We start from the raw sequence: 22,893 nt of genomic DNA on the forward strand, positions 1-22,893 counted from the left end.
AAAAGGATAGTGTGTTTCAATCCGACCCCTGTTCCGGGGTCGGATTTCCGGCGAGATGGTGCCGAATGTTACAACAGGTCGGGTGGGGTCGCGGCCTGCGACAACTCATTTGTTACAGCCTCAAGCGGCTGAACCTGCGTTTGTTTTTCGCCAAGGCGTCGAACACTGACGGTGCGGTCTTCGACCTCACGATGACCAACGGCCAGGATCACCGGGACTTTGGCCAGCGAATGTTCGCGGACCTTGTAATTGATCTTTTCGTTGCGAATGTCAGCTTCGGCCTGAACGCCCACTGCTTTGAGCGCTTGGACAACCTCTTGTACATAGGCGTCAGCGTCCGAGGTGATCGAGGCGACCACAACCTGGCGTGGGGCCAACCAGAACGGCAGCTTGCCTTCCCAGTTCTCGATCAGAATGCCGATGAACCGTTCCAGCGAGCCAAAGAGCGCACGGTGCAACATGACCGGTGCCAGCTTCTCGCCGGACTGGCTGACATAGGTCGAGCCAAACCGTTCCGGCAGGTTGTAATCAACCTGCAGGGTGCCGCACTGCCAGTCGCGGCCGATAGCATCGCGCAAAACATACTCTAGCTTGGGCCCGTAAAACGCACCTTCGCCCTCGAAGATCGTGTAGTTCATCCCGGCTCGATCAAGCGCGGTTTTCAACGCGCCCTCGGACAGGTCCCAACTTTCGTCGCTACCGATCCGGTTTTCAGGGCGGGTCGACAGTTTGACATGCACGTCTTCAAAGCCGAAGTCCTTGTAAATCGACAGGATCAGGTCGTTGACCTTCAGGCATTCGTCAGTCAGCTGCTCGGGTGTGCAGTAGATATGTGCATCGTCTTGCGTAAAGCTACGCACGCGCAACAGGCCATGCAACGCACCCGAAGGCTCGTACCGATGCACTTTGCCGAACTCGGCGATCTTCATCGGCAGCTCGCGATAACTGCGCAGGCTGTGATTGTAGATCATCATGTGCCCCGGGCAGTTCATCGGCTTGAGCGCATAGTCCCGTTCGTCATGCGTTTTGGCGAGGAACATGTTCTCCATGTAGTTGAACCAGTGGCCCGAGGTTTCCCACAAGGCCCGGTCCATGATGTCGGGGGTGTTCACCTCGACATAGCCAGCCGCTTCCTGGCGGCGACGCATATAGGCGATCAGGTTTTGGAATACGCGCCAACCGGCGGGGTGCCAGAAGACAGACCCCGGTGCATGTTCTTCAAAATGGAACAGGTCCATCTCGCGGCCCAGCTTGCGGTGGTCGCGTTTGGCGGCCTCCTCCAGCATATGCAGATGCGCCTTGAGCTTTTCCTTGCCGGTGAAGGCCACGCCATAGATACGTTGTAGCATCGGGCGATCACTGTCGCCGCGCCAGTATGCGCCCGCAACCGACATCAGCTTGAACGCATCGCCCGGCACCTGACCGGTGTGCTGCAAATGCGGCCCACGGCACAGATCCTGCCAATCGCCATGCCAATACATGCGCAGCGATTCGTCGCCCGGAATGGATTCGATCAGCTCAACTTTGTAGGGCTCATTGTTCTGGGTATAGAAATCAATCGCGCGCTGACGGTCCCAGACCTCGGTGGTCACGGGATCGCGCTTGTTGATGATTTCCTTCATCTTTTTCTCGATCAGGCCGAGGTCTTCGGGCGTAAACGGCTCGGATCGGTCAAAGTCGTAATACCAACCGTTATCGATCACCGGGCCGATAGTGACCTTGGTGTCGGGCCAGATCTCCTGCACCGCGCGCGCCATGATATGGGCCAGATCGTGACGGATCAGCTCATTGGCTTGCGCCTCATCCTTCATGGTGTGGATGGCGATCTGCGCATCGGCATCGATGGGCCATTGCAGGTCCCAGTGCTGACCATCGACGGTGGCCGAGATCGCTTTCTTAGCCAAAGAAGTCGAGATATCGGCAGCCACCTGCGCAGGCGTGACACCAGCGTCATAGGAACGTGCATTGCCATCAGGGAAGGTGAGTGAGACGGATTTTGAATCCAGGGCCATGGTCTGGCTCTCCTCGTCGGTTTGGCGCCCACTGAACGCCCGGTTGCGGGTTATGGTGTTTTGGCTATGTGCTACTGGCGCGGCGTGAAGTCAACCGCTTTGAGCGCAAATGCGAAAAGCACCACGCAACCAGAGGATCGCGTGGCACGGTGTCGGGCGTTCAGGCAGCGGCAAAAACCGCGTAGCCCATGATCAGGCAGCACACCCATCCAGCTGTGAACAGAATGGGCCGCAGAGGCATGCGCGCAATGCCCGTGATCATACCGATGGCGTGTAGGACGCGCACCCAGAAAAACACAACGGCAGCCCAATAGGTCAGCACCGTAAAGCCGTCCAACGTGTTGACGATCAGAACCAAAACGGCAAACGGCATACCCTGTTCGAGCAGATTCAACTGCGCGCGATGTGCCCTTTGCACCCAGGGGCGCAGGTTTGGAATCTGTGCAGGTCGGGCAAAGGCTTCCTCGCCCGAGGGGTCGGTCGAAACGCCAACCACGTATGGAATCCACATGGAAACAGCGAGCAGCATTAGGCATGTCAGTACGCCCAGTTCAGTTGGAAACTCAGCCATTATGCGCTCTCCTTCAGAGCGTCACCGGTCTCCAGCCAGCTCTTGAGTGAGGCTGCCAGGCGCGCCCAACCTTCGGCAAAGCCTTCCTGACCAACTGCAAGGTCATAGTGTTCGATGGTCAACTTGCAGACATCACCTTGTTGTTCGATCAGATAAACCATTGTTGATTGCGGGGCGTCAGGGCCCATGAACAGAGGCTCGAACCCCATCTCGATCCGGGTTTTTGGGTCCAGCTTTTGCGTCATCTGCCGCAGCATCTCATTGCCGTCAGGGGTAATGAAATGCACTGTTGCACCAGGCGAGACCTCTCCGCGTACTTCGTTGCACAGGAAGTGATAGGCTGCCATCTGATCTGGCTTGGTTAATGCATCCCACAGCGCGTCCTGTGTGCAGCGGATAAAGGTCTGCATCATAAAATCTGGTTTTCCCATACGAGTCTCCGTTTCCAATTTTAGTTTCAGCGCATTGACCGCGCTGGCTTGCGGTTGAAGAAAAGGGGCGACCCAACGGTCCAGCATGTCCTGCAGGGGCAAGGGGTTCAGATAGTGATATTTGAACCGCCCATGTTTGCGGGTCAGGACCAGCCCAGCATCTTCCAGTAGTTTCAGATGCTTCATGACGCCAAAGCGGGTCATGTCGAAATGTGCCTCTAACTGCGACAGAGATTGACCATCTTCCTGTCGCAGCAGGTCCAGAATCTCTCGGCGAGCGGGGTCATTCAGAGCTTTGAATAGCATGTCCATATTTGTCTTATATGTGATTCGATAGTCACGTGACAATATGGTAACCTAAAAAATCTGAAATCAGGTTTAAACTCCCAGCCCGCGCGGGCTAGGGTGTCACAAATCAAAATATGAAGGGCGGCAAGATGAGCGCTTTTTTGATAACCGATCAGGGGCGGCGGATCGCTTATGATCTGAGCGAAGGCCAAGGCCCGACCATCGTGTTTTTGTCAGGTCTAAAATCAGACAAAGAAGGCACAAAAGCCATTCATCTAGAGGCTTGGGCCAAAACGCGCGGGCAAGCATTCTTGCGGTTTGACTATTCCGGCCATGGTGAAAGTTCGGGTGCGTTTACCGAAGGCAGCATCGGAGATTGGCACGAAGACACAGTTGCCGCAGTGTCCGCGCTGACGCAGGGGCCTTTGATCATCGTGGGTTCTTCCATGGGGGGCTGGCAGGCCTTGTTGCTCGCCAAAACCCTCGCAGATCGCATCGTGGGGATGGTCACAATCGCCGCCGCTCCGGACTTTACGGAAGATGGGTATTGGGCGTCGTTTACAGATGCGCAGAAGGCAACGCTGGAAACAGTTGGCCAGGTCGAGTTGCCGTCGGACTATATGGAGCCTTACATCATCACAAAGCGCCTGATTGACGATGGGCGTCAGAATCTTGTGCTGAGAGAAGCGCTGGATCTACCTTTCCCAACACGTTTTCTGCAGGGCACTGCGGATACCGCTGTATCGACTGAAACGGCGGTACGCTTGCTGGATCATGCCTCAGGGCCTGATATGCGACTGTTGTTGGTTAAAGATGCCGACCACAGATTCTCCGATGAACTGTGCCTGTCATTGATCGAGCGTGCAATTCTGGACGTGATGGGAGAAGGCTGATGCGGAAGTTTGGATTGTACCTCGGGCGTTTTCTGCTGGCGCTGATCGTAGTTGGTGCTCTGGTCTATTGGTTCGGTCCGCGTGAAGAGGTCGATCTTCATCCGCGCTTCGACAACGCCAGATTCGGAGAAGGGGTGCAGGATTACTTCGAAAGCACCGAATCCGCCTTTGATGACATCGTGCCCGGTGTTGAAAAGCGTGTGATCTGGCAGGACGGCTACAAAGAGCAACGCACGCCTTATTCGGTTCTGTATGTGCATGGCTTTTCGGCCAGTTCCGAAGAAATCAGACCAGTCCCCGATAGGGTCGCGGACGCGCTGAGCGCCAATCTGGTTTATACCCGTCTGCAAGGTCACGGGCGCAATGGTGCCGCGATGGGCGAGGCAACAGCCTCGGGTTGGATGCAGGATCTGGCCGAAGGGTTGGCTGCCGCACGGGCCGTGGGCGACAAGGTTGTGGTCATGTCTACCTCAACCGGTGGGACACTGGTCACAGCAGCCGCCCTTGACCCTGACCTTAGCACAGACGTGGTTGGCATGGTCTTCGTCTCGCCAAACTTTGGCGTGAATACACCGGTCGCCTTTATTCCTGGCCTGCCATGGGCCCGGTCCTGGTTGCCTCTGCTGATGGGAGAGGAACGGGACGTGTCGGGCCCGGACCCCGAGAAAAACAAATACTGGTCCTCGGTTTACCCGTGGGTCGCTGTCGTGCCCATGACAGTACTGGTGGATACGATCTACGCGCTGGATTTCGAAGGCGCACAGGTGCCGGCCTTGTTCTGGTTTTCAGATGACGATCAAGTCGTCCGCCCGGATCGGACACACAAAGTGGCGCAGAGCTGGGGGGCTGATGCAACGGTGCAGCTGGTCACAATGGGTGAGGGGGATGATCCGATGTCTCATGTGGTCGCTGGGCGTTTGATGTCGCCCGGGCAGACTGACGCGGCAGTTTCTGGCATTTTGGACTGGTTGAAAACCCAGGGCGTGGAGTGATGGAACAGCGAGTCAGCCTAATCACTGTCGGGGTCGAAGACCCTGAAGCTGCGGCAACATTTTATGAGGCGATGGGCTGGAACCGTGTCGACAGCCCGGATGGTGTGATCGCCTTTGATCTGATCAGTCAAACGCTTGGTCTATACCCTTTGTCCGCATTAGCCGATGAGATCGGCGTCGCCAAAGATAGTTTGAACCGCGGTGCGATCACGCTGAGCTATAATTGCCGACAGAAAGAAGAGGTGGCGCAGGTTCTGCGCGATGCCGAGGCGGCAGGCGCTACGGTCCTGAAACCCGCATCGGATGTATTTTGGGGCGGGCATCACGGCTATTTCCGCACTCCGGACGGAACGATCTGGGAGGTTGCTTTCAACCCCTTTTCCACGCTTCGCTCGGACGGGGCCTTTCGCTGGACAGGATACTGAGGATGCGCAAACCGGGCAGCATGTGGAGCCTTGAAACGCTTGGCCGCGTGCGCCTGTCACGGCACTTTTTCATGCGGGATTTTCTGTATTCCGAGATCGGGAATTTCCACCAACACCAGAACATCCCTGAAAACCCTGATCTTGCGATTGAGACCGGTCGTGCCTTTTGCCAGACTTTGCTGGACCCGCTTGAGGAGACATTTGGGCGCGTTGCTGTCCGCTCGGGCTATCGCTCGCCGTCGTTGAACCAGTTCGGTAACGAAAACCGGCTGAATTGCGCGCGCAACGATAACCCATTGGAATGTCACATCTGGGATCGAGGCGTTGGAGACGCGCGCATCGCTGGGGCGTCGATTGTGATCCCGTGGTTCGCGGATCAATATGAGCAAGGCCGGGATTGGCGCGATCTTGCGTGGTGGATGCATGATCATCTGGACTATTCCGAAATCTGGTTCTTTCCCAAGCTCAGCGCCTTCAATCTAGTTTGGCGGCCCGAACCGGTAGGCCGGATCGATAGTTACATCGCACCTCGGGGGTGTTTGTTACGCCCCGGGGCCGAGCCGGGCGAAAGCCAAACGGCCAGACAGGCCCGATACGCCGATTTCCCAGCTTTTCGCGGTATCCGCTATCCGTAAGTTTCTGCTTGCCGGGGCCGGACAAAACTCTCATCCTGCGAAGAAAAAGAAGGGGTTCGGAAGCCCGAACTGATGGAGGCCCCGCGTGATCGAGCCGCTGGTATTGCTACCCGGTTTTATGTGTGACGCCCGATTGTTTCATCCTCAGATCGACGCGCTGTCGCGCGATCGGGCTGTGATGTTTGCGCCGATTTCATCAGGCGAACGGATCGAAGAGATCGCATCTGGCCTGCTCGATCAGCTGCCGCATCGTTTTGCCCTGGCGGGGGTAGGTCTGGGCGGTGTTGTCGCGCTTGAGATCGTAAGGCGCGCGGCGGATCGGGTGTCACGCCTCTGCCTGATTTCGACCGATGCGCAGGCCGACACGCCGCAGATGGCCGCCGCACGCGAGGAGTTGATCATTGGTGCGCAAGCCGGGCGATTGGAAGAAGTGATGCGCAAGGTGATCGGGTCGGATGCGCTGGCCCCAGGGCCACAACGTATCCCGATTTTGAATCAACTCTTTGCCATGGCTATCGATCTGGGCCCCGATGTATTTGTGCGTCAAATGCGGGCCTTGCAACGACGACCGGATCAACAAAGCATCCTTTGCCGGGTCAAAGTTCCGGGTCTGATCCTTGGCGGAACACATGATACACTTATCCCGGCGCGTAAGCATGAGTTTATGGCCGAGATGATCCCCGAAGCCCGATTGCAGATGATTGAACGTGCAGGTCACCTTCCGACGTTGGAAAACCCGGATGTGCTGAATGCAGCCTTGCAGGGCTGGTTGAACTTCAACCCAAGACCCAGCTACGGGTAAAGAGCATCGCGTTCGGATTTGTCGATCAGCTTGGGGCTGACCACCGGCTCACCGGTTGCGACGTCAAAGAATGGTGTTTGCTTCCACTTGCCGGACAGGCGCGATTTGGCAACACGCTTGAGCATTGCGACAATTGCCGCGCGAATGCCTGCGTGCTTGTGTTTGCCACCCGATGTGGGGATGTAGGCCCGTGTTGTGATGGGGCCCAGGGCCGTAGTGTCGCTGAAACGGGCCGCAATGAAACCGACAAATGGGAATTTCGGCGTGTTTGGCGTTGCCGCAAGCGGCGCGTTGCAGCATGTCGCATACCAACGCAGCATGCCATTTGGGCTCAACTTTATCGCGGCCAGATTCTCACTACCTGTTTCAAAAATGAGCTCGTGCGGGGCAATCTGAAACACTTCAACAGGGCCGGGCGCTGGGTCGGGTTGTTTAAAATACAATTGTCCTGCGCGGCAATCGGCGCAAAAGCACACGGCATGCGAGCCATGTTTGAGACCCTGTGGCTTGATGCGCCCTGTAGTCTGACCGCAGGTGCAAGAGAACGCGAGACCGGATTGATCGCTCTCGCCCATCGTCTCAGGCCACTTTGTTTCGGTTCGCTGCCCGGCGCAGCGGCTTGCGGCTGTTTTCATTCATGAAATCAATCACAAGCGGACGAATATTGTCGCGCCAGCTGCGGCCGGCGAAAATGCCGTAATGGCCTGCATTCGGCTCAACATGGCTGGCCTTTTTGCTGTCCGACAGGCCGGTGCACAGATCAAGCGCGGCAATGCATTGGCCCGGGGCCGAGATATCATCATTCGCGCCTTCGACGGTTTTGACCGCGACATCGGTGATCTTGCTAATGTCGACTTTGTGACCTGCTACAACAAATTCGTTGCGCGCAATCTCACGCCCTTTGAAGATACGTTCCACTGTGGATAGGTAGAACTCGGCGGTCATGTCCATGACGGCCAGGTATTCATCGTAGAAGCGATTATGTGCATCATGATCGGACGCCTCATCCCGGATCACGCGCTGGATCTGGTCTGAAAACGCCTTGGAGTGCCGCTCGGCATTCATCGACATGAAAGAGGCCAGTTGCAGTAGGCCGGGATAGACCATGCGGCCTACACCTTTGTATTTGAAACCAACCCGTTGGATCATGGTTTCTTCCAGCTGGCCCATTGTCACGCGGCGACCGAAATCCGTGACATCAGTCGGTGTCGCATCTGGGTCAACCGGGCCACCGATCAGTGTCAGGGTGCTGGGCTGCGCCTTAGGTTCGAGCTCAGCCAGATAAGCGGTTGCGGCCAGAGTCAGCGGTGCGGGCTGACAAACAGCAACAACATGGGTGTCTGGCCCCAGCTCTTTCATGAAATCGACAAGATAAAGCGTGTAATCCTCGACATCGAACTTGCCTGCAGACACAGGAATATCGCGCGCGTTATGCCAGTCAGTGATATAAACTTCGCAATTAACAAGCAGGCTTTTGACGGTCGAGCGCAGCAATGTCGCATAGTGCCCCGACATCGGCGCAACCAGCAAAACCTTGCGCGGTTGCTTTTCTCGTCCATTTACCTTGAAATGGATGAGATCGCCAAAAGGACGTTCCAGAACCGTGGTAATATCAACCAGATGATCTTTGCCGTCTTCGCAGGTAAACGTACGAATGCCCCAGTCGGGTTTAACAACCATGCGCTGGAAGGTGCGCTCGGTCACCTCACCCCAGGCGGCCATCCAACTGAAGGCCGGGTTTGGAACCATCGAAAACAACGGGTAGGACGCCATCGCGCTGGCAGTCGAACCAAGCCATTGGTTCGTGTTGCGCATGGTCTCCATCAAGTCGTAGGTCATCATGTAGCGCATGGAAGCGGCCTCCAGAGTCTAAGGCTGTTCGGTTCGGACCATTCGCCGCTTTGTCCCCCGACACCCACGACGTTATTCTGCATAGCAGCGAGGTTAGGGGGGAATTGTTAAAATGACAACAAGTGAAGACCAAATGCCCGAAGTGACAGAAGAACATATTGAACGAATTAAAGAAAATATGGAAAAGGTCGAAACCCTATCCAAGCGGCTTGTCGAAGTTATGGCGTCGAAAAAGCCTCATACCTCTGCGCTGGACGGTCCGAATCAAGAGCTTTTCGCACGAGCAGCAACTGTCTATTTCGCAGAGGCTTGGCAAAACCCCGCCAAGCTGCTGGAGCAGCAGATTGAGTATTGGGGCAAATCGGTTCTGAACTTTGCCGAAGCGCAGCAAGCGTTGACCACCGGTGAGGTGGATGACGAACATGACGTGCCCGCCGACAAACGCTTTTCCAACCCGATGTGGGACACCAACCCCTATTTCCGCCTCATCCGCCAGCAGTACCAGACCAACGCACAGGCCATCACTCAGGCCGTGGCTTCGGTTGATGATCTGGACGCCAAGGACAAGCGGCGCCTTAGCTATTTTTCGCAACAGATCATTGACATGATGGCGCCGACCAATTTTCTGGCTACAAACCCGGATGCCTTGCAAAAGGCGGTGGAAACCGAGGGCCAGTCGCTCATCGACGGGTTGGAAAACCTGGTGTCAGACCTTGAAGCAAACGATGGTGAGCTGGTGGTCAAGTTGGCCGATGAAAATGCGTTTGAGGTTGGCGGTAATCTGGCGACTACCCCGGGTGACGTGATCTTTCGCAATCGCATGATGGAGTTGATCCAGTACAAGCCAGCGACCGAAACGGTGCATGAAACACCGATTGTGTTGTTCCCACCCTGGATCAACAAGTTTTATATTCTTGACCTGAAGGCCCAGAACAGCCTGATCAAATGGATCACGGAACAGGGTTATACGCTATTTGTTGTCAGCTGGGTCAACCCGGATCCAAGCTACGCCGAAACTGGGATGGAGGATTACATTCAGGACGGTTTCCTGGCTGCCATCGAGGTCGCAAAGAATATCTGCAAGGTCAAACAGGTCAACGCGATTGGCTATTGCATTGCGGGCACGACTCTCAGCCTGACATTAGCCTTGATGAAACAACGGGGCGATAAGTCGATAAAATCGGCAACGCTTTTCACCGCGCTGACGGATTTCTCGGAACAGGGAGAGTTCACACCGTTTCTGCAAAATGACTTCATCGACGGGATCGAAGAAGAGGTAACAAAAGAGGGTGTTCTGCGCTCATGGATCATGGGGCGCACGATGTCATTCCTACGCTCACGTGATCTGGTCTACGGCCCGGCCATCCGCAGCTATATGATGGGTGAGGTGCCTCCGGCCTTCGATTTGTTGTTTTGGAATGGTGATGGCGCGAATTTGCCTGCGAAGATGTCGGTCGATTATTTGCGGGGCCTCTGCCAACGCAACGAATTTGCCTCGGACGGGATCGAACTTTTGGGGCACAAGCTGACGCTGGCCGATGTGGATGTCCCTTTGATGGCGATCACCTGCGAAACTGATCATATCGCCGCCTGGAAAGACTGCTATCGCGGTGTGCAAAAGATGGGGTCACGCTCAAAGACCTTTGTTGTCTCGGAGTCCGGTCATATAGCAGGGATCGTGAACCCGCCCAGCAAGAAGAAGTATGGCCATTACACAAACCCCGATCTGAAATCAGATGCAGACATCTGGTTGAAAGAGGCGGATTTCCACGAAGGATCCTGGTGGCCCATGTGGGAGGCCTGGCTGAAGAAGCGATCGGGCAAACAGGTGCCAGCACGGAAGACAGGCGATTCGACCCATCCAAGCCTTGCACCGGCTCCCGGGACCTATGTAGTCGCCAATCCAAACGTCTGATTTCATTTTGAAACTACAGTTTTTCTGCATTGCAGCAAGAAAAAGCTTGCAATGCTGCAATGCAGAAACCATATTGTCCTCAAGCTGACGAAAGCCGGGGTGGGCCCGGCTCAGCAAAAGGATTAGAACGATGGCAAAGACTCAAGACTTTTCCGCGATCATGAAAGACATGATGGGCGCGTTCCCTGTGGACACCACCGCGCTGGAAGGCGCATTCAAATCGACCGCTTCGCTGAACGAAAAGCTGTCGGGCGTTGCTCTGGAAGCGGCTGAAAAATCGGCTGAGATCTCGAACAAATGGACCAAGGACACCCTGGCCAAGATGACCGAGATGTCTAAAGCCAAGGCAGAGCCTGCTGACTACGCCAAAGCGGCAACCGATTTCGCAAGCGCGTCGGCTGAAGTTGCAGCTGAAAACCTGGCCGCTTTCGCTGAAATCGCGAAAAAAGTTCAGACCGAAACCGTTGAGCTGCTGATGGCCGCTGGCAAAGACGCTGCTGAAGAAGCAACCGCAGCTGTCAAGAAAGCAACCAACGACGTAACGACTGCCGCCAAGAAAGCCGCAGCCGCCAAGTAAGAGCTTCGCGATACACGCACCTTATTCCTCCCAAAAGGTGCTTTCGCGTTGGGCAGGTCCATTGACCTGCCCTTTCTTTTTGTGCTGCACTCGCATAACCTGTGCTGCAACGCATCATCCTTGGGGAGGGTACTAGGTGTCGGACAACGAAAAACCGCTGCTGATAAAGCGCTACGCCAGCCGCAGGCTGTATAACACCGAGACCAGCGACTACGTGACGCTAGAAGACATAGCAGGTTTTATCCGGGACGGGCGCGAAGTTCAGATCATCGACCTGAAAACCGGCGACGACCTGACGCGGCAGTATCTTCTGCAGATCATTGCTGAACACGAAAGCCGGGGTGAGAATGTTCTGCCGGTGAATGTGCTGAATGACCTTGTGCGCAGTTATATGGTGCCAGGCGGGGGCATGATGCCTCAGTTCCTGCAAAGCTCGTTCGAGATGCTGCGCGAAAGCCAAAGCAAAATGATGGAAAACATGAACGCGATGAACCCGATGTCGCAGATACCGGGGTTCGACGCATTGCAGGCGCAGCAACAGGCGTTTTTGAAGGCCATGACAGGTGGCTTATCCGGCGGCTGGTCCGGGCCGGATCAGGAAGAGAAAAAGCCCGAAGCAAACGAAGATCTGGACGACATAAAAAAGCAGCTGGCCGAGTTACAGAACAAGCTTTCCAAACTGAACTGATCTTGAACCATGGAAAAGATGGCCCGCTTTGCGCGGGCCTTTTTCATGTCAGGTTCCATATGCCGGAACCGGACCTGTCACTTCACCGACTGAAGCCAGCAGGATATCGGCGATCACGTCCAATTCATCGCGCGTCAGGCGTACGGGCAGCCGCACATCACAGGCTTTCATCAACATGTCGCGTGTCTGCGGCAGGTCGAACTTTTCGGGCAGGAATTGCCAGTTCCAGAACGCGCGGGCGTTATCTTCGCTCAGGCCAAAGACCTGAACCTTGACACCACGTGCCTCAGACGCAGCCGCGAAGGCCCGGATTTCAGCCTCATCCATGCCGACCAGATTGAACTGGATCGAATCCGGCGCACGGCGTTCCGGCGACAGTGGAGCAGGGACGTCGACATAGGGTGAGTTGTTCAGGCGTTCCGCCACATAGTCATGGTTCGTCAGCCCGTCTTGAACCCGGCGCGCCAGCTCGGGGATCTGCGGCCGAATTACGGCAGCGCTCAGGTTGCTCATCCGTAGGTTATAAAGCGGTAGTTGGTTCTGCCAGCGGGCAAAGGCCTGCTCTAGCTCAGGTGAGTTGTCGCCGTGTTGGGTTTTGTGCTTTTTCCAGTTGTGTTCATACGCACCCGACATGATCACAGCGCGTGCGACCAGATCGGCGTCATCTGTGATCAGTATGCCACCTTCGCCGGCGTTGATCATTTTGTAAGACTGGAACGAAAAGCACCCGATCTTGCCAATGGTGCCAATGTTCCGGCCATGCCAAGTTGTTCCCAGTGAATGCGCCGCGTCTTCGATCACCGGGATGTCGCGCGCATCACAAAGCTCCATGATCGCGTCCATATCCGAGGTGTGGCCGCGCATATGGCTGATGATAACGGCTTGTATATCCTCCAGTTTGGCCGCGAAATCATCCATATTGATGCGGTAGTTCTCGCCTACCTCGCAGAGAGCCGGAATACAGTCTGCATGCACGACCGAGGATGGAACAGCGGCAAAGGTAAAGCCCGGGATCAGCACCCGTGCATCCCGCGGCAGGTCCAGCGCCTTCAACGACAGAAACAACGCAGCCGAGCAGGAGGAGACTGCAAGCGCATATTTGGTGCCCAGCAGAGCCGCAAACTCAGCCTCCAGCAGGGCAACCGGCGCGTCTTGTGGTGCGGTATACCGAAACAGATCACCCGATTGCATCAGGGCGTCGATGGCATCTCTTGCGGCGGTGGGGATTGGTTCGGCGTCATGGACGTTGGGGGGCAGCGTCATATTTGGAATTCCCGAATTCTAACTTTCGTTTATTTAAATCAAGCAGACGGGTCGTGCCAAGCCCCCAATCGATGGATCGGCAAAATTTCACCAAACTGTCGCAATCAAAGCAGGGGTCAGATGCCCAGGCGATCCCGCATCGCAAACCAGGTCATCGCGAGCACCAGCAGGGGGCTGCGCAGGGCCGGCCCACCCGGAAAGGGCAGGGCCGGAACACGGGACATGGTATTAAACCCCTCGGCCTGTCCTTGAACGGCCAAAGCCATAAGTTGCCCCGCATGCGTCGCAGTCCCGACCCCGTGGCCGGAATAGCCGGAGGCTGACAGAATATTGGGTGCAAGTCGCGCAAGATAGGGCATCCGGCGCATCGTAATCGCAAGCGTGCCGCCCCATGCATAGTCGATCTTCACGTCTTTCAGATGTGGGAAAATCTCAACCATCGGCTTGCGCACTTTGGCGGCGATATCGGATGGGAAGCGATAGCCATAGCTCTCGCCGCCGCCAAACAAAAGTCGCTTGTCTGCGCTGAGACGGAAGTAGTTCACCACGAATTTTGTATCCGCTACGGCGACATCACGGGTCAAAACGCGGGCGGCGTCATCGCCAAGTGGTTCTGTCGCTGCAATGAAGTTGTTGATCGGCATGACCCGCGATGCCACCTGCCGGTTCAGCGCGCCAAGATAGCCGTTACAGGCCAGTATTAGATGTTGGGCGCGTACCGTCCCGTTTTCGGTGCGCACGACCACTGGATCGCCCTCTTCGATCCCCAGAACCTCGGTTCTTTCGTGAATGCGCGCACCTGCGTTTTGCGCCGCCCGCGCCAGCCCCAGCGCATAGTTTAGCGGATGCAAATGCCCGGCGCCCTTATCCAGATATCCACCCTTGTAGGTGGGCGAAGGGCACAGCGTACGCCCGGCCGCCTCATCCAGAAGCTCTATTTGATCGTAGCTATATGTGTTCGACAGATGCTCGGCATGGGCGTGCAGCTCTTTCTGGTCCGAGATCGACAGCCCCAGGTCAGCCACACCGGGTTTCAAATCGCAATTGATCTGGTGTTTGGCGATCAGGGATTTGACCAAACCCTTTGCATCCTCGGCCAAATCCCACAGCTTTCTGGCATCATCCTGCCCGACCAATCGCTCGAGACTTTCCTGATCCATGCGCTGGGCGCTGCCCAACTGCCCGCCATTGCGACCCGAAGCCCCGAACCCGACGCGGTGCGCTTCAAGCAGCACAACATCCAGCCCAGCCTCGGCCAGGTGCAGCGCGGCTGACAACCCGGTATAGCCGCCGCCGACAATACAGACGTCGGCGCGGGTTTCGCCTTCGAAAGCAGGGAACGGGGCCAGAGTATTGGCCGTCGCAGCATACCAGCTTGACGGATATTCAGCCTTGCGGTCGTTGGAATACAGAAGGTTCATAGCGACCGGCTCCGCTGGTTCAGACGTTCAGCAACAGATGCTCACGCTCCCAAGGAGAGATCACCTGCAGGAATTCCTCGTATTCAGCCCGCTTCACGATGCCATAGACGCGGGCGAAATCCGGGCCGAGAACTTCGTGTAGCTCCGTGGCTTCATCAAACAGATCCAGCGCATTGCCCATGACCTGCGGGATATCGCCATCGCCTTCATACGCATCGCCATAGAACTGACGACGGGGGCGTTCCTGCTGGGTCAGACCCAGATAGCCGCAGGCCAGCGACAGCGCGATGCCCAGGTAGGGGTTGCAATCCATGCCGGCGATGCGGTTTTCAACCCGCCGCGCCTCGGGGCCGGACAGGGGTACGCGGATCCCGGTAGTGCGATTGTCGCGCGCCCATTCCAGATTGATCGGCGCGGCATGGTCTTTGACATAGCGTCGATAGGAATTCACGTAAGGTGCCATTACGGCCAGACCTGCGGGCAGATGGTTCTGTAGTCCCGCGATATAGTGATAGAACGCATCCGTCTCGCCGCCTTGCGGACCTGAAAAGATGTTTTGCCCTGTCTCCATCTCGATGATCGAATGGTGGATATGCATGGCGGAACCGGGCTCATCCTCGATCGGTTTGGCCATGAACGTGGCGAAACAATTGTGTCGCAGCGCAGCCTCGCGGATCAGGCGTTTGAAATAGAACACCTCATCCGCAAGCTTCACCGGATCGCCATGGCGCAGGTTGATCTCAAGCTGCCCGGCGCCACCTTCCTGGGTGATACCGTCGATTTCGAACCCCTGATGTTCGGCAAAGTCGTAGATGTCATCAATCACCGGACCGAATTCATCGACTGCGGTCATTGAATAGGCCTGACGTGCTGCTGCCGGGCGGCCTGAGCGGCCCATCATTGGCTTGATGCCCTGCGCCGGGTCCACGTTTGGGGCAACCAGAAAGAACTCCATCTCGGGGGCGACAACGGGCTTCCAGCCCTTGTCGTGATAGAGCTGTACAACACGTTTCAACACGTTGCGCGGGCTGAACGGGATCGGCTCGCCATCCCGGTCATAGGCGTCGTGGATCACCTGTAGCGTCCAATCCCCGGTCCAGGGCGCGGCGGACGCGGTTGAGAAGTCAGGTTTCAGGATCATATCCCGTTCAATGAACCCGTCTTCGCCCGCAGCTTCGCCCCAATCCCCGGTGATTGTCTGATAAAAGATACTGTCGGGCAGGTGGAAATAGGATTGCCGTGCAAATTTCGACGCGGGAACAGCCTTGCCGCGAGCGATGCCGGGCAAATCGGAGATGATGCACTCAACCTCATCCAGCCGGTGCCCTTCGATGTAAGCTTGTGCTGCCGGAGGCAGTGCATCTGTCCAATCGGCCATCAGGCCCTCGCTTTCTTCAGGAAATTCGCCATAAGATGCGCGATCTGATCATTGTGATCTGGTGCCGATTGCCGGTTCGCAGCGGCCTGCATCAGATCGTCGGGTACCACACCCTTGCCGCGCGTGCGCATCAGCCCGGTTACAAAGTCATTGGAAAACTCGGGATGTGCCTGAACGGTCCATATCTGATCGCCATATTGCAGCATCGCATTCTGGCAGAAGTCGCTGTGGCCTGTGACCTTGGCCCCTTCGGGCAGGCCAACCACCTGATCCTGATGCCAGGCGTTCAACCAGACCTTTTCGCCCTCAAAGTCATACTCGGTGCGTCCAACTGACCACCCGCCATCAAATTTTTCGACCTTGCCGCCAAGGGCTTGCGCGATGATCTGATGGCCGAAACAGACGCCAACTATGGGTTTGCCGCTGTGGTGGATTTGGCGGATCAACTCTTCGAGTCGCGGGATCCACGGCAGGTCCTCATAGGCGCCATATTTGGAACCTGTAATCAACCACCCGTCAGCCTCGTCCGCACTGATTGGAAAAACCTCGTCCACAACGGCAAAGGTTTCGAACTCTAGCCCGTGGCCTTTCAGGAGGGCGGGAAATAACGAGTCGTAATCTCCGAATTCGTCTTTAAGCACGTCGGGGGTGTGGCCGGTTTGTAGAATACCGATTTTCATAAGTCACCGAATTTGATCAAATTCAGAAATACCCTAGTCGCGAACGCCGGGCAAGGGGGGTCAAACAGCTTCTAAATAACTCAGCCAATGCTGGTCTTCAGGACGATCTGCAAAGCGCGCGATCTCTTGCCGTTTTGTCAGGGCCATGTTGCGGATCAACTCAGCTGGGAACAGGCGGGTCATGATTGGGTCGGCCTCGAATTGGTCAATCGCTTCGGACCAATTGCTCGCAAGCTGCGGCAGCCCGTCTACCTCATAGGCATTCCCGGTGATCGGGGCGGGCGGCTTCATATCATCTTCGATCCCGATCAGTGCCGCACCCAGTACGGCGGTCAGCATAAGGTAAGGGTTGATATCACCGCCGGCAACACGATGTTCGATACGCCGGGCGGCCGGTGCGCCCCCTGGAATACGGATGGCCGCTGTTCGGTTTTCATAGGCCCAACTTGCGCCGGTGGGTGCATGTGCACCGGGCACCAGTCGTGCATAGGAATTGCCGTGTGGTGCGAAAATCAGGCTACTGGCTGGCATGGCCACTAGACAGCCCGCAACGGCAGAGTGCAACAGGTCGGTGCCTTCGGGGCTACCATCATCAAAAACGTTTCGCCCGTCGGCATCGATGACCGAGAAATGCACATGCATCCCGTTTCCCGCATCATTTGCATAAGGTTTCGCCATGAATGTTGCAGCAAACCCGTATTTGCGGGCCAGACCGCGCGTCAACGCCTTGAAAAGCCATGTATCATCTGCACAGCGCATCGCATCTTGATGGTTCAGGTTGATCTCGAACTGGCCGATACCGCTCTCGGATATGGCGGTTTGCGCCGGAATGCCCATCACGGCGCAGCCATCGTAGAGATCAGAGAAGAACGCCTCGAACGCATCCATTTCCGCGACCGACAACACCGCTTCGTCCGTCAGGTGACGACCGGTCACTGGGTTCAGAGGGGGCTGGGGGTGGGGGCCGGAAGCGTCCAGCAGGGTGAACTCTAGTTCAGTCGCGGCAACCACCGACCAGCCGCGCTGGGCGTAACGGGATAATGTGGCCGATAGGGCATGCCGTGGGTCGCCCGCGAACGGAGTACCGGCATCGTCATAAAGGCACATGGGAACCAATGCGGTTTCCGCGCCCAGCCATGGGATCGGAACAGGCCCACGTTCCGTTGGCAGCAGAACGCCATCTGCATCGCCGCTTTCAAACACCAAGGGGCTGCCGTCGATATCCGCACCCCACAGGTCCACATTCAGGGCCGAGAACGGCATACGTACCGCACCCTTTGAGAGTTTGTCCGCATAACTTGGTGGAACCCGTTTGCCGCGCAGTTGACCGTTCAGATCGCAGGCTGCGACGCGAAAATTATGCAAAGTACTCAGGTCCATTTTTCAGGTTCCGTTCTTCCGATTAACTGAGATGTATCGAAGCAGGCCCTCGAAGTCACGAAATTTGATCAAATTATTCATAAGGAGCCTTCTGCAAAGAAAAACGCCGCCCAAAGGGGCGGCGCAATTTGCGTTATGGGATCCACTAGATCAGACGAAGCTGATGCCATCCTCTGTCATCGGGTGCGCCGCAATCTGCACGCCGGACAGAGTGTTGATCGCATTGGCCAAAGCAGGCGCCGCTGGGGGCGTTCCTGGCTCACCCACCCCGGTGGGCGCTTCGGCCGATGGCACGATATGGACATCAATGGCGGCAATATCACCGATCCTCAGCGGCTCATAGTCGGGGAAGTTCGATTGATCTACAGCGCCACCGGTCAGCGTGATCTGACCGCGCATCACGTGACCGATGCCATAACCGATGCCACCTTCCATCTGGGCACGGACAACATCAGGGTTAACCGCAATCCCACAATCCACTGCACAGGTCACCCTTTCGATCTTGATGCCCGATTCAGGGTCGCCAGAGACTTCGACGACCTGAGCGGCATAGGATCCAAAGGATTTGTGCACAGCGATACCCTGAGCCCGTCCTTCAGCAGGATTGCCCCAATTGGCCTTCTCAGCCGCCAGTTTCAATACGCCTGCTTTGCGCGACTGATCTGGATCATCACCATCAGCCAGGTAAGAGAGACGGAATTCAACCGGGTCACGACCCGCTGCCTTAGCCGCCAGGTCCATCATGACCTCCATGACGTAACCGGTGTGAGTGTGCCCCACCGACCGCCACCACAGAACCGAAGTTGCCTTGGGCGTATCCGTCAGACCAAGCGCCATACCGGGAATATTGTAGGGGCTGTCTGCAATACCCTCGATCGAGCTGTGGTCGACGCCGTCATGAACCGAGAAGGATTCGAACGGCGTTCCCTTCATGATCGACTGACCGGCCACCTGATGCTGCCATCCGACGATATTGCCATCCGCGTCCAGACCAACCCGCGCTTTGTGACCAAAGGCCGGGCGATAGTATCCGCTGCGGATGTCATCCTCACGCGTCCAAACCAGCTTCACAGGGCGCGACCGGTCTGTGACCACAAAGGCCAGCGCAGCTTCGACCTGATAGTCTGCATCCGGCGTTGCGCGGCGTCCAAAGGACCCGCCAGCCAGCATTGTCTTGATCTGGATTTTCTCTGGTGGCAGTTGGAAGATCTGCTGGTAGGCCATGTGCGGACCGGTCGGCATCTGCGCGCCATCATGCAGAATGATGTCACCCTCTGCGGTCTGTTCGATGGTGCAGTTCAGCGGTTCCATCGGCGCATGGGCCAGCAGGGGGAAATAGAACGACTGTTCGATCACAGTATCCGCACCATCAATGGCTGCGGCGACCGTTGCGGCGTCCGCCTGGTTCACGTTGAACTCTGGCTCTGCGTCCAGCGCGGCCATGATCTCGGCTTTGATTTGGTCCGAGTCACGGGTTTCTGCCGCTGACATGTCCCATTCGACCTCAAGCATGTCTCTTGCCTGAATCGCGGCCCATGTATTTTCGGCATAAACCGCAACACCGGCCTGATTGGGTAGAATAGCCGCGTTGATATAGCCTTTGATCTCTTTCGATGCGCTGTCGTCAAAGCCCAAAGCGATGCCACCGCGCGACTCTGGCCGCTTGATCATGGCCACCATCTGGTTGGGCAGATGCACATCCATCGCAAATTTCGCCTGGCCGTTGCCCTTGATCGCCGAATCCTTGCGGCGCACGCTCTCGTTTCCGATCAATCGGAACTCTGACGGGTCTTTCAGGCGGGGCTCTGCAGGCACCTCCAGTGCAGATGCGGCGGCCACAAATTCTGCAATTGGGGCGGTTTTGTCACCAGCAGTGATGATCCCATCCTCGATCGTGACACCGCTTGGGTTGACGCCCCAGCTTTGGGCGGCAGCATTGATTAGCATATCGCGCGCGGAGGCACCTGCCTGACGGTATTGCATCCACGAATTTGCAATCGCAGTCGAACCGCCAGTTCCCTGGAACGGGCCGAACAGAAGGTTATTGTAAACCTGCGGATCAGATGGTGCGAATTCGTATTCGATCTGATCCATCGTCACGCCAAGCTCTTCGGCGATGATGGTTGGCAGACCGGTTGCTGGGCCCTGACCCATCTCAAAATGCTTGACGATTGCGGTCACGGTGCCATCCGCATCTATTTTCACAAACGGATTGAGCTGGGCGCTGTCCGAGGATGCGGCGGCAAGCACGCCATCGGGGCGGGCACCGATAATCAAAACGGCGCTGGCTGCTGCTGCGCCTTTCAAAAATCCACGGCGGGAGGTGTTGATGGTCATGATCAGGCCTCCAGAATCTCAGATGCGCGCTGAACACCAGCGCGGATGCGTTGATAGGTGGCGCAGCGGCAGGCATTGCCCCACATGTATTCGTCGATTTCTTCAGCACTGGGTTTTGGGTTTTCAGACAAAAGACCCACAGCTGACATCACTTGACCGGATTGGCAGTATCCGCATTGCACCACATCCAGCTCGACCCAGGCTTGCTGCACGGCCGCGCCGATTTTGTCGTCGCCGATCGCTTCGATGGTGGTGATCTCGGCATCCTCCAGATCTTCGATATAGGTCTGGCACGACCGGACAGGCTCGCCGTTGACGTGAACAGTGCAAGCGCCGCATGAGGCAACGCCGCAACCGAATTTGGTTCCGGTCAGCTTGAGCTCATCCCGGATCACCCACAGCAGGGGGGTGCCGGGTTCGGCGTCAACCGTGTGGGTCTCGCCGTTCAGTTTTAGTGAAAGGGCCATGGGGGTCGTCTCCTGTTGGCTGTTACCTGAATCGGTAAACTGGCGCGTTTACATGTGGCACAGGAAGTGCTCTCTGTAAACTGGTAAGTTTACGTAGTGTTTGACCTGCGCAGGTCAATGGGTCTATAGCTCTGCCATGAACGAATGCAGCGCGCCGAATGCGTCAAAATACGCGCAGATCATCGACGCAGCCGTAGCCGAGTTCCTTGAAAAGGGATTTGCCGCGTCCAGTATGGATCGCATCTCAGCTCGGGCTGAAGTTTCCAAGCGGACACTTTATAAGTATTTCGAAAGCAAGGAAAATCTCTTTCGATCCATTGTCGTGGAGTTATCGAGTAGGTTCGCGGAAGTGGTCGAAATCAAGTACGATTCAAATCGGGACATACGCGAACAGATGACAGAGCTGGCCTGGGCCGAGGGGCGTATTCTGATGCTGCCCGAGGTTATCGCCATGTCGCGCATGGTGATAAGCGAAACTTTGCGCAACCCGATGCTTGCCGCCGAAGCGCAGGGCAAACTGGACAAGACAGCTGCCTTTGTCGACATGCTGAAAGGCGCGGCGGAGGATGGAAAACTGAAAATTGATGACCCTGAACAGGCGGGCAAGGAGTTCATCGGCCTGATCAAGGCGCGTGCGTTCTGGCCCTTGCTGTTCAGTGGTTCGGTGCTCAGCGAGGCCGAGATGGCCGAGACAATTGGGAACAGCGTCGAGATGATGATCAGCCGATATGGGCTTCCTAGCTAAGGGCCTTCTGAGGCGGTTAGATGTCCGATGGCAATCCGGATAAATACAGGTTAGACCCGGCGGGCCGTGCGCATGCTCGTATTTCCAATGCCTGGCCTACAGAGTTAGACGGGGGTTTTGCTGTGACAGGCAAGGCAGTAAGTGCAGCGCGATTGTCTGTTGCGCCGATGATGGATTGGACCGATCGTCACTGCCGGTATTTTCATCGGCTGCTCAGTCGTGAGACCTTGTTGTACACAGAAATGGTGACTGCGCCCGCTCTGGTACGGGGTGGGGCGCTGCATCTGCTGGACTACAACCCCGAAGAGCATCCGGTGGCCCTGCAACTTGGCGGTTCTGACCCCGAGGAGCTGGCACAGGCGGCGCGGCTTGGGGCAGATGCGGGCTATGATGAGATCAATCTGAACTGCGGCTGCCCCTCAGACCGAGTGCAATCCGGAACCTTTGGTGCGGTCTTGATGAAAGAACCGGGCCGTGTGGCCGAATGCGTTTCGGCGATGCGGGCATCGGTCGATGTTGACGTGACGGTCAAGTGCCGGATCGGGGTCGATGATCAACAGCCTCAAGAGGTTCTGCCAGATTTCCTGACCCAAATCCGCAGGGCAGGATGTATGCGGGTGACGATCCACGCCCGAAAAGCTTGGTTGCAGGGGCTCAGCCCAAAGGAGAACCGGGATATCCCTCCGCTTGATTATGATCTGGTGCATCAGATGAAGGCGGACTTCCCGGATATGCATATCTCGATCAATGGCGGGATCACGTCGCTGGATCAGGCACAGGCGCATCTTGAGGCTGGTCTAGATGGCGTCATGATCGGGCGCGCAGCCTACCACCAGCCAACCGATATTCTGGCTCAGGCGGATATGAGGATTTACCAGACCGGCGCAGCTGTGGATCCAATTGCAGTTGTTCAGGACATGGTGCCATATGTCGAACGCCACCTTGCCAATGGGGGGCGTTTGCACCAGATCACCCGGCATATGCTTGGCCTGTTCGCTGGCCGCCCGGGGGCTCGGGCATGGCGACGGGCCTTGTCCGAAGGGGCGGTGCATGACGGGGCCGGGCCGGAAGTGATGTTACAGGCCCTGGACCGTGTCGCACCTATGGCAGAGGCTTAGGAAGGTAACACCGGCACCGCCGGT

Annotated in this window: 22 protein-coding genes; 10 read left to right on the plus strand and 12 right to left on the minus strand. The window is 56.7% G+C overall.

Going from position 1 to position 22,893, the window contains the following annotated elements:
* Positions 1-68: 68 nt before the first annotated feature.
* The 3 genes from thrS to ACR0DH_RS01580 form a co-directional block, all read right to left on the minus strand.
* Positions 69-2,012, minus strand: a complete 1,944-nt coding sequence (thrS, locus tag ACR0DH_RS01570) for a threonine--tRNA ligase (protein ID WP_480546649.1) — start codon at positions 2,010-2,012, stop codon at positions 69-71.
* A 160-nt stretch (positions 2,013-2,172) separates the two neighbouring features.
* The gene (locus ACR0DH_RS01575; protein WP_480546651.1) at positions 2,173-2,583 is read right to left on the minus strand and encodes an MAPEG family protein; all 411 of its coding nucleotides are present in this window, start codon (positions 2,581-2,583) and stop codon (positions 2,173-2,175) included.
* A complete protein-coding gene (locus ACR0DH_RS01580) occupies positions 2,583-3,326 on the minus strand; it encodes an ArsR/SmtB family transcription factor (protein WP_480546653.1) in 744 nt (247 codons plus the stop codon). The genes ACR0DH_RS01575 and ACR0DH_RS01580 overlap by 1 nt, the downstream gene beginning before the upstream one ends.
* 125 nt (positions 3,327-3,451) lie before the next feature.
* Between ACR0DH_RS01580 and ACR0DH_RS01585 the strand changes: the two genes are divergently transcribed.
* From ACR0DH_RS01585 to ACR0DH_RS01605, 5 genes are all read left to right on the plus strand, one after another.
* A complete protein-coding gene (locus ACR0DH_RS01585) occupies positions 3,452-4,195 on the plus strand; it encodes an alpha/beta hydrolase (RefSeq protein WP_480546655.1) in 744 nt (247 codons plus the stop codon).
* Positions 4,195-5,187 (plus strand): alpha/beta hydrolase, encoded by a 993-nt coding sequence (locus ACR0DH_RS01590; RefSeq protein WP_480542267.1) that lies wholly within the window; start codon positions 4,195-4,197, stop codon positions 5,185-5,187. Before ACR0DH_RS01585 ends, ACR0DH_RS01590 begins: the two co-directional genes overlap by 1 nt.
* A complete protein-coding gene (locus ACR0DH_RS01595) occupies positions 5,187-5,612 on the plus strand; it encodes a VOC family protein (RefSeq protein WP_480542269.1) in 426 nt (141 codons plus the stop codon). Before ACR0DH_RS01590 ends, ACR0DH_RS01595 begins: the two co-directional genes overlap by 1 nt.
* A 20-nt stretch (positions 5,613-5,632) precedes the next feature.
* On the plus strand, positions 5,633-6,247 hold the full coding sequence (locus tag ACR0DH_RS01600) for a hypothetical protein (protein ID WP_480542984.1): 615 nt from the start codon (positions 5,633-5,635) through the stop codon (positions 6,245-6,247).
* An 85-nt stretch (positions 6,248-6,332) separates the two neighbouring features.
* Positions 6,333-7,049, plus strand: a complete 717-nt coding sequence (locus tag ACR0DH_RS01605) for an alpha/beta fold hydrolase (RefSeq protein ID WP_480546657.1) — start codon at positions 6,333-6,335, stop codon at positions 7,047-7,049.
* Here ACR0DH_RS01605 and ACR0DH_RS01610 read toward each other — a convergent pair.
* Positions 7,040-7,684: a DUF6151 family protein gene (locus ACR0DH_RS01610; RefSeq protein WP_480542273.1), complete on the minus strand. Its 645-nt coding sequence runs from the start codon at positions 7,682-7,684 to the stop codon at positions 7,040-7,042. The genes ACR0DH_RS01605 and ACR0DH_RS01610 overlap by 10 nt on opposite strands.
* Positions 7,629-8,900, minus strand: a complete 1,272-nt coding sequence (gene phaZ, locus ACR0DH_RS01615; protein WP_480542275.1) for a polyhydroxyalkanoate depolymerase — start codon at positions 8,898-8,900, stop codon at positions 7,629-7,631. The genes ACR0DH_RS01610 and phaZ overlap by 56 nt, the downstream gene beginning before the upstream one ends.
* Positions 8,901-9,012: 112 nt before the next feature.
* On the opposite strand from phaZ, the gene ACR0DH_RS01620 reads away from it, so the two are divergent.
* From ACR0DH_RS01620 to phaR, 3 genes are all read left to right on the plus strand, one after another.
* On the plus strand, positions 9,013-10,815 hold the full coding sequence (locus ACR0DH_RS01620) for a PHA/PHB synthase family protein (RefSeq protein ID WP_480546659.1): 1,803 nt from the start codon (positions 9,013-9,015) through the stop codon (positions 10,813-10,815).
* 130 nt (positions 10,816-10,945) lie between these two features.
* Positions 10,946-11,392 (plus strand): phasin family protein, encoded by a 447-nt coding sequence (locus tag ACR0DH_RS01625; RefSeq protein ID WP_170530732.1) that lies wholly within the window; start codon positions 10,946-10,948, stop codon positions 11,390-11,392.
* 136 nt (positions 11,393-11,528) lie between these two features.
* Positions 11,529-12,080: a polyhydroxyalkanoate synthesis repressor PhaR gene (phaR, locus tag ACR0DH_RS01630; RefSeq protein WP_170530730.1), complete on the plus strand. Its 552-nt coding sequence runs from the start codon at positions 11,529-11,531 to the stop codon at positions 12,078-12,080.
* A 48-nt stretch (positions 12,081-12,128) separates the two neighbouring features.
* Here the strand turns inward: phaR and ACR0DH_RS01635 are convergent, their stop codons facing one another.
* The 7 genes from ACR0DH_RS01635 to ACR0DH_RS01665 all read right to left on the minus strand — a co-directional run bounded on the left by ACR0DH_RS01635 (position 12,129) and on the right by ACR0DH_RS01665 (position 21,006).
* Entirely contained in the window at positions 12,129-13,343 is a 1,215-nt protein-coding gene (locus tag ACR0DH_RS01635) for a DegT/DnrJ/EryC1/StrS family aminotransferase (RefSeq protein WP_480546661.1), read from the minus strand.
* Positions 13,344-13,459: 116 nt separating this feature from the next.
* Positions 13,460-14,764: an NAD(P)/FAD-dependent oxidoreductase gene (locus ACR0DH_RS01640; RefSeq protein ID WP_480546663.1), complete on the minus strand. Its 1,305-nt coding sequence runs from the start codon at positions 14,762-14,764 to the stop codon at positions 13,460-13,462.
* Positions 14,765-14,783: 19 nt separating this feature from the next.
* A complete protein-coding gene (locus ACR0DH_RS01645; RefSeq protein WP_480546665.1) occupies positions 14,784-16,142 on the minus strand; it encodes a glutamine synthetase family protein in 1,359 nt (452 codons plus the stop codon).
* The gene (locus ACR0DH_RS01650; RefSeq protein WP_480542285.1) at positions 16,142-16,822 is read right to left on the minus strand and encodes a type 1 glutamine amidotransferase; all 681 of its coding nucleotides are present in this window, start codon (positions 16,820-16,822) and stop codon (positions 16,142-16,144) included. Before ACR0DH_RS01650 ends, ACR0DH_RS01645 begins: the two co-directional genes overlap by 1 nt.
* Before the next feature lie 60 nt (positions 16,823-16,882).
* On the minus strand, positions 16,883-18,202 hold the full coding sequence (locus ACR0DH_RS01655) for a glutamine synthetase family protein (protein ID WP_480546667.1): 1,320 nt from the start codon (positions 18,200-18,202) through the stop codon (positions 16,883-16,885).
* Between the two features lie 150 nt (positions 18,203-18,352).
* Positions 18,353-20,539 carry a xanthine dehydrogenase family protein molybdopterin-binding subunit gene (locus tag ACR0DH_RS01660; RefSeq protein WP_480546669.1) on the minus strand — a complete coding sequence of 729 codons (2,187 nt, stop codon included), beginning with the start codon at positions 20,537-20,539 and terminating at the stop codon, positions 18,353-18,355.
* A gap of 2 nt (positions 20,540-20,541) precedes the next feature.
* A complete protein-coding gene (locus tag ACR0DH_RS01665; RefSeq protein WP_480546671.1) occupies positions 20,542-21,006 on the minus strand; it encodes a (2Fe-2S)-binding protein in 465 nt (154 codons plus the stop codon).
* Between the two features lie 136 nt (positions 21,007-21,142).
* On the opposite strand from ACR0DH_RS01665, the gene ACR0DH_RS01670 reads away from it, so the two are divergent.
* The gene (locus tag ACR0DH_RS01670) at positions 21,143-21,751 is read left to right on the plus strand and encodes a TetR/AcrR family transcriptional regulator (RefSeq protein WP_480546673.1); all 609 of its coding nucleotides are present in this window, start codon (positions 21,143-21,145) and stop codon (positions 21,749-21,751) included.
* A gap of 20 nt (positions 21,752-21,771) precedes the next feature.
* Positions 21,772-22,869: a tRNA dihydrouridine(20/20a) synthase DusA gene (gene dusA, locus ACR0DH_RS01675; protein ID WP_480546675.1), complete on the plus strand. Its 1,098-nt coding sequence runs from the start codon at positions 21,772-21,774 to the stop codon at positions 22,867-22,869.
* The last annotated feature ends 24 nt before the right edge of the window (positions 22,870-22,893 follow it).

The sequence above is a fragment of the Ruegeria sp. I1 genome (assembly GCF_056532675.1).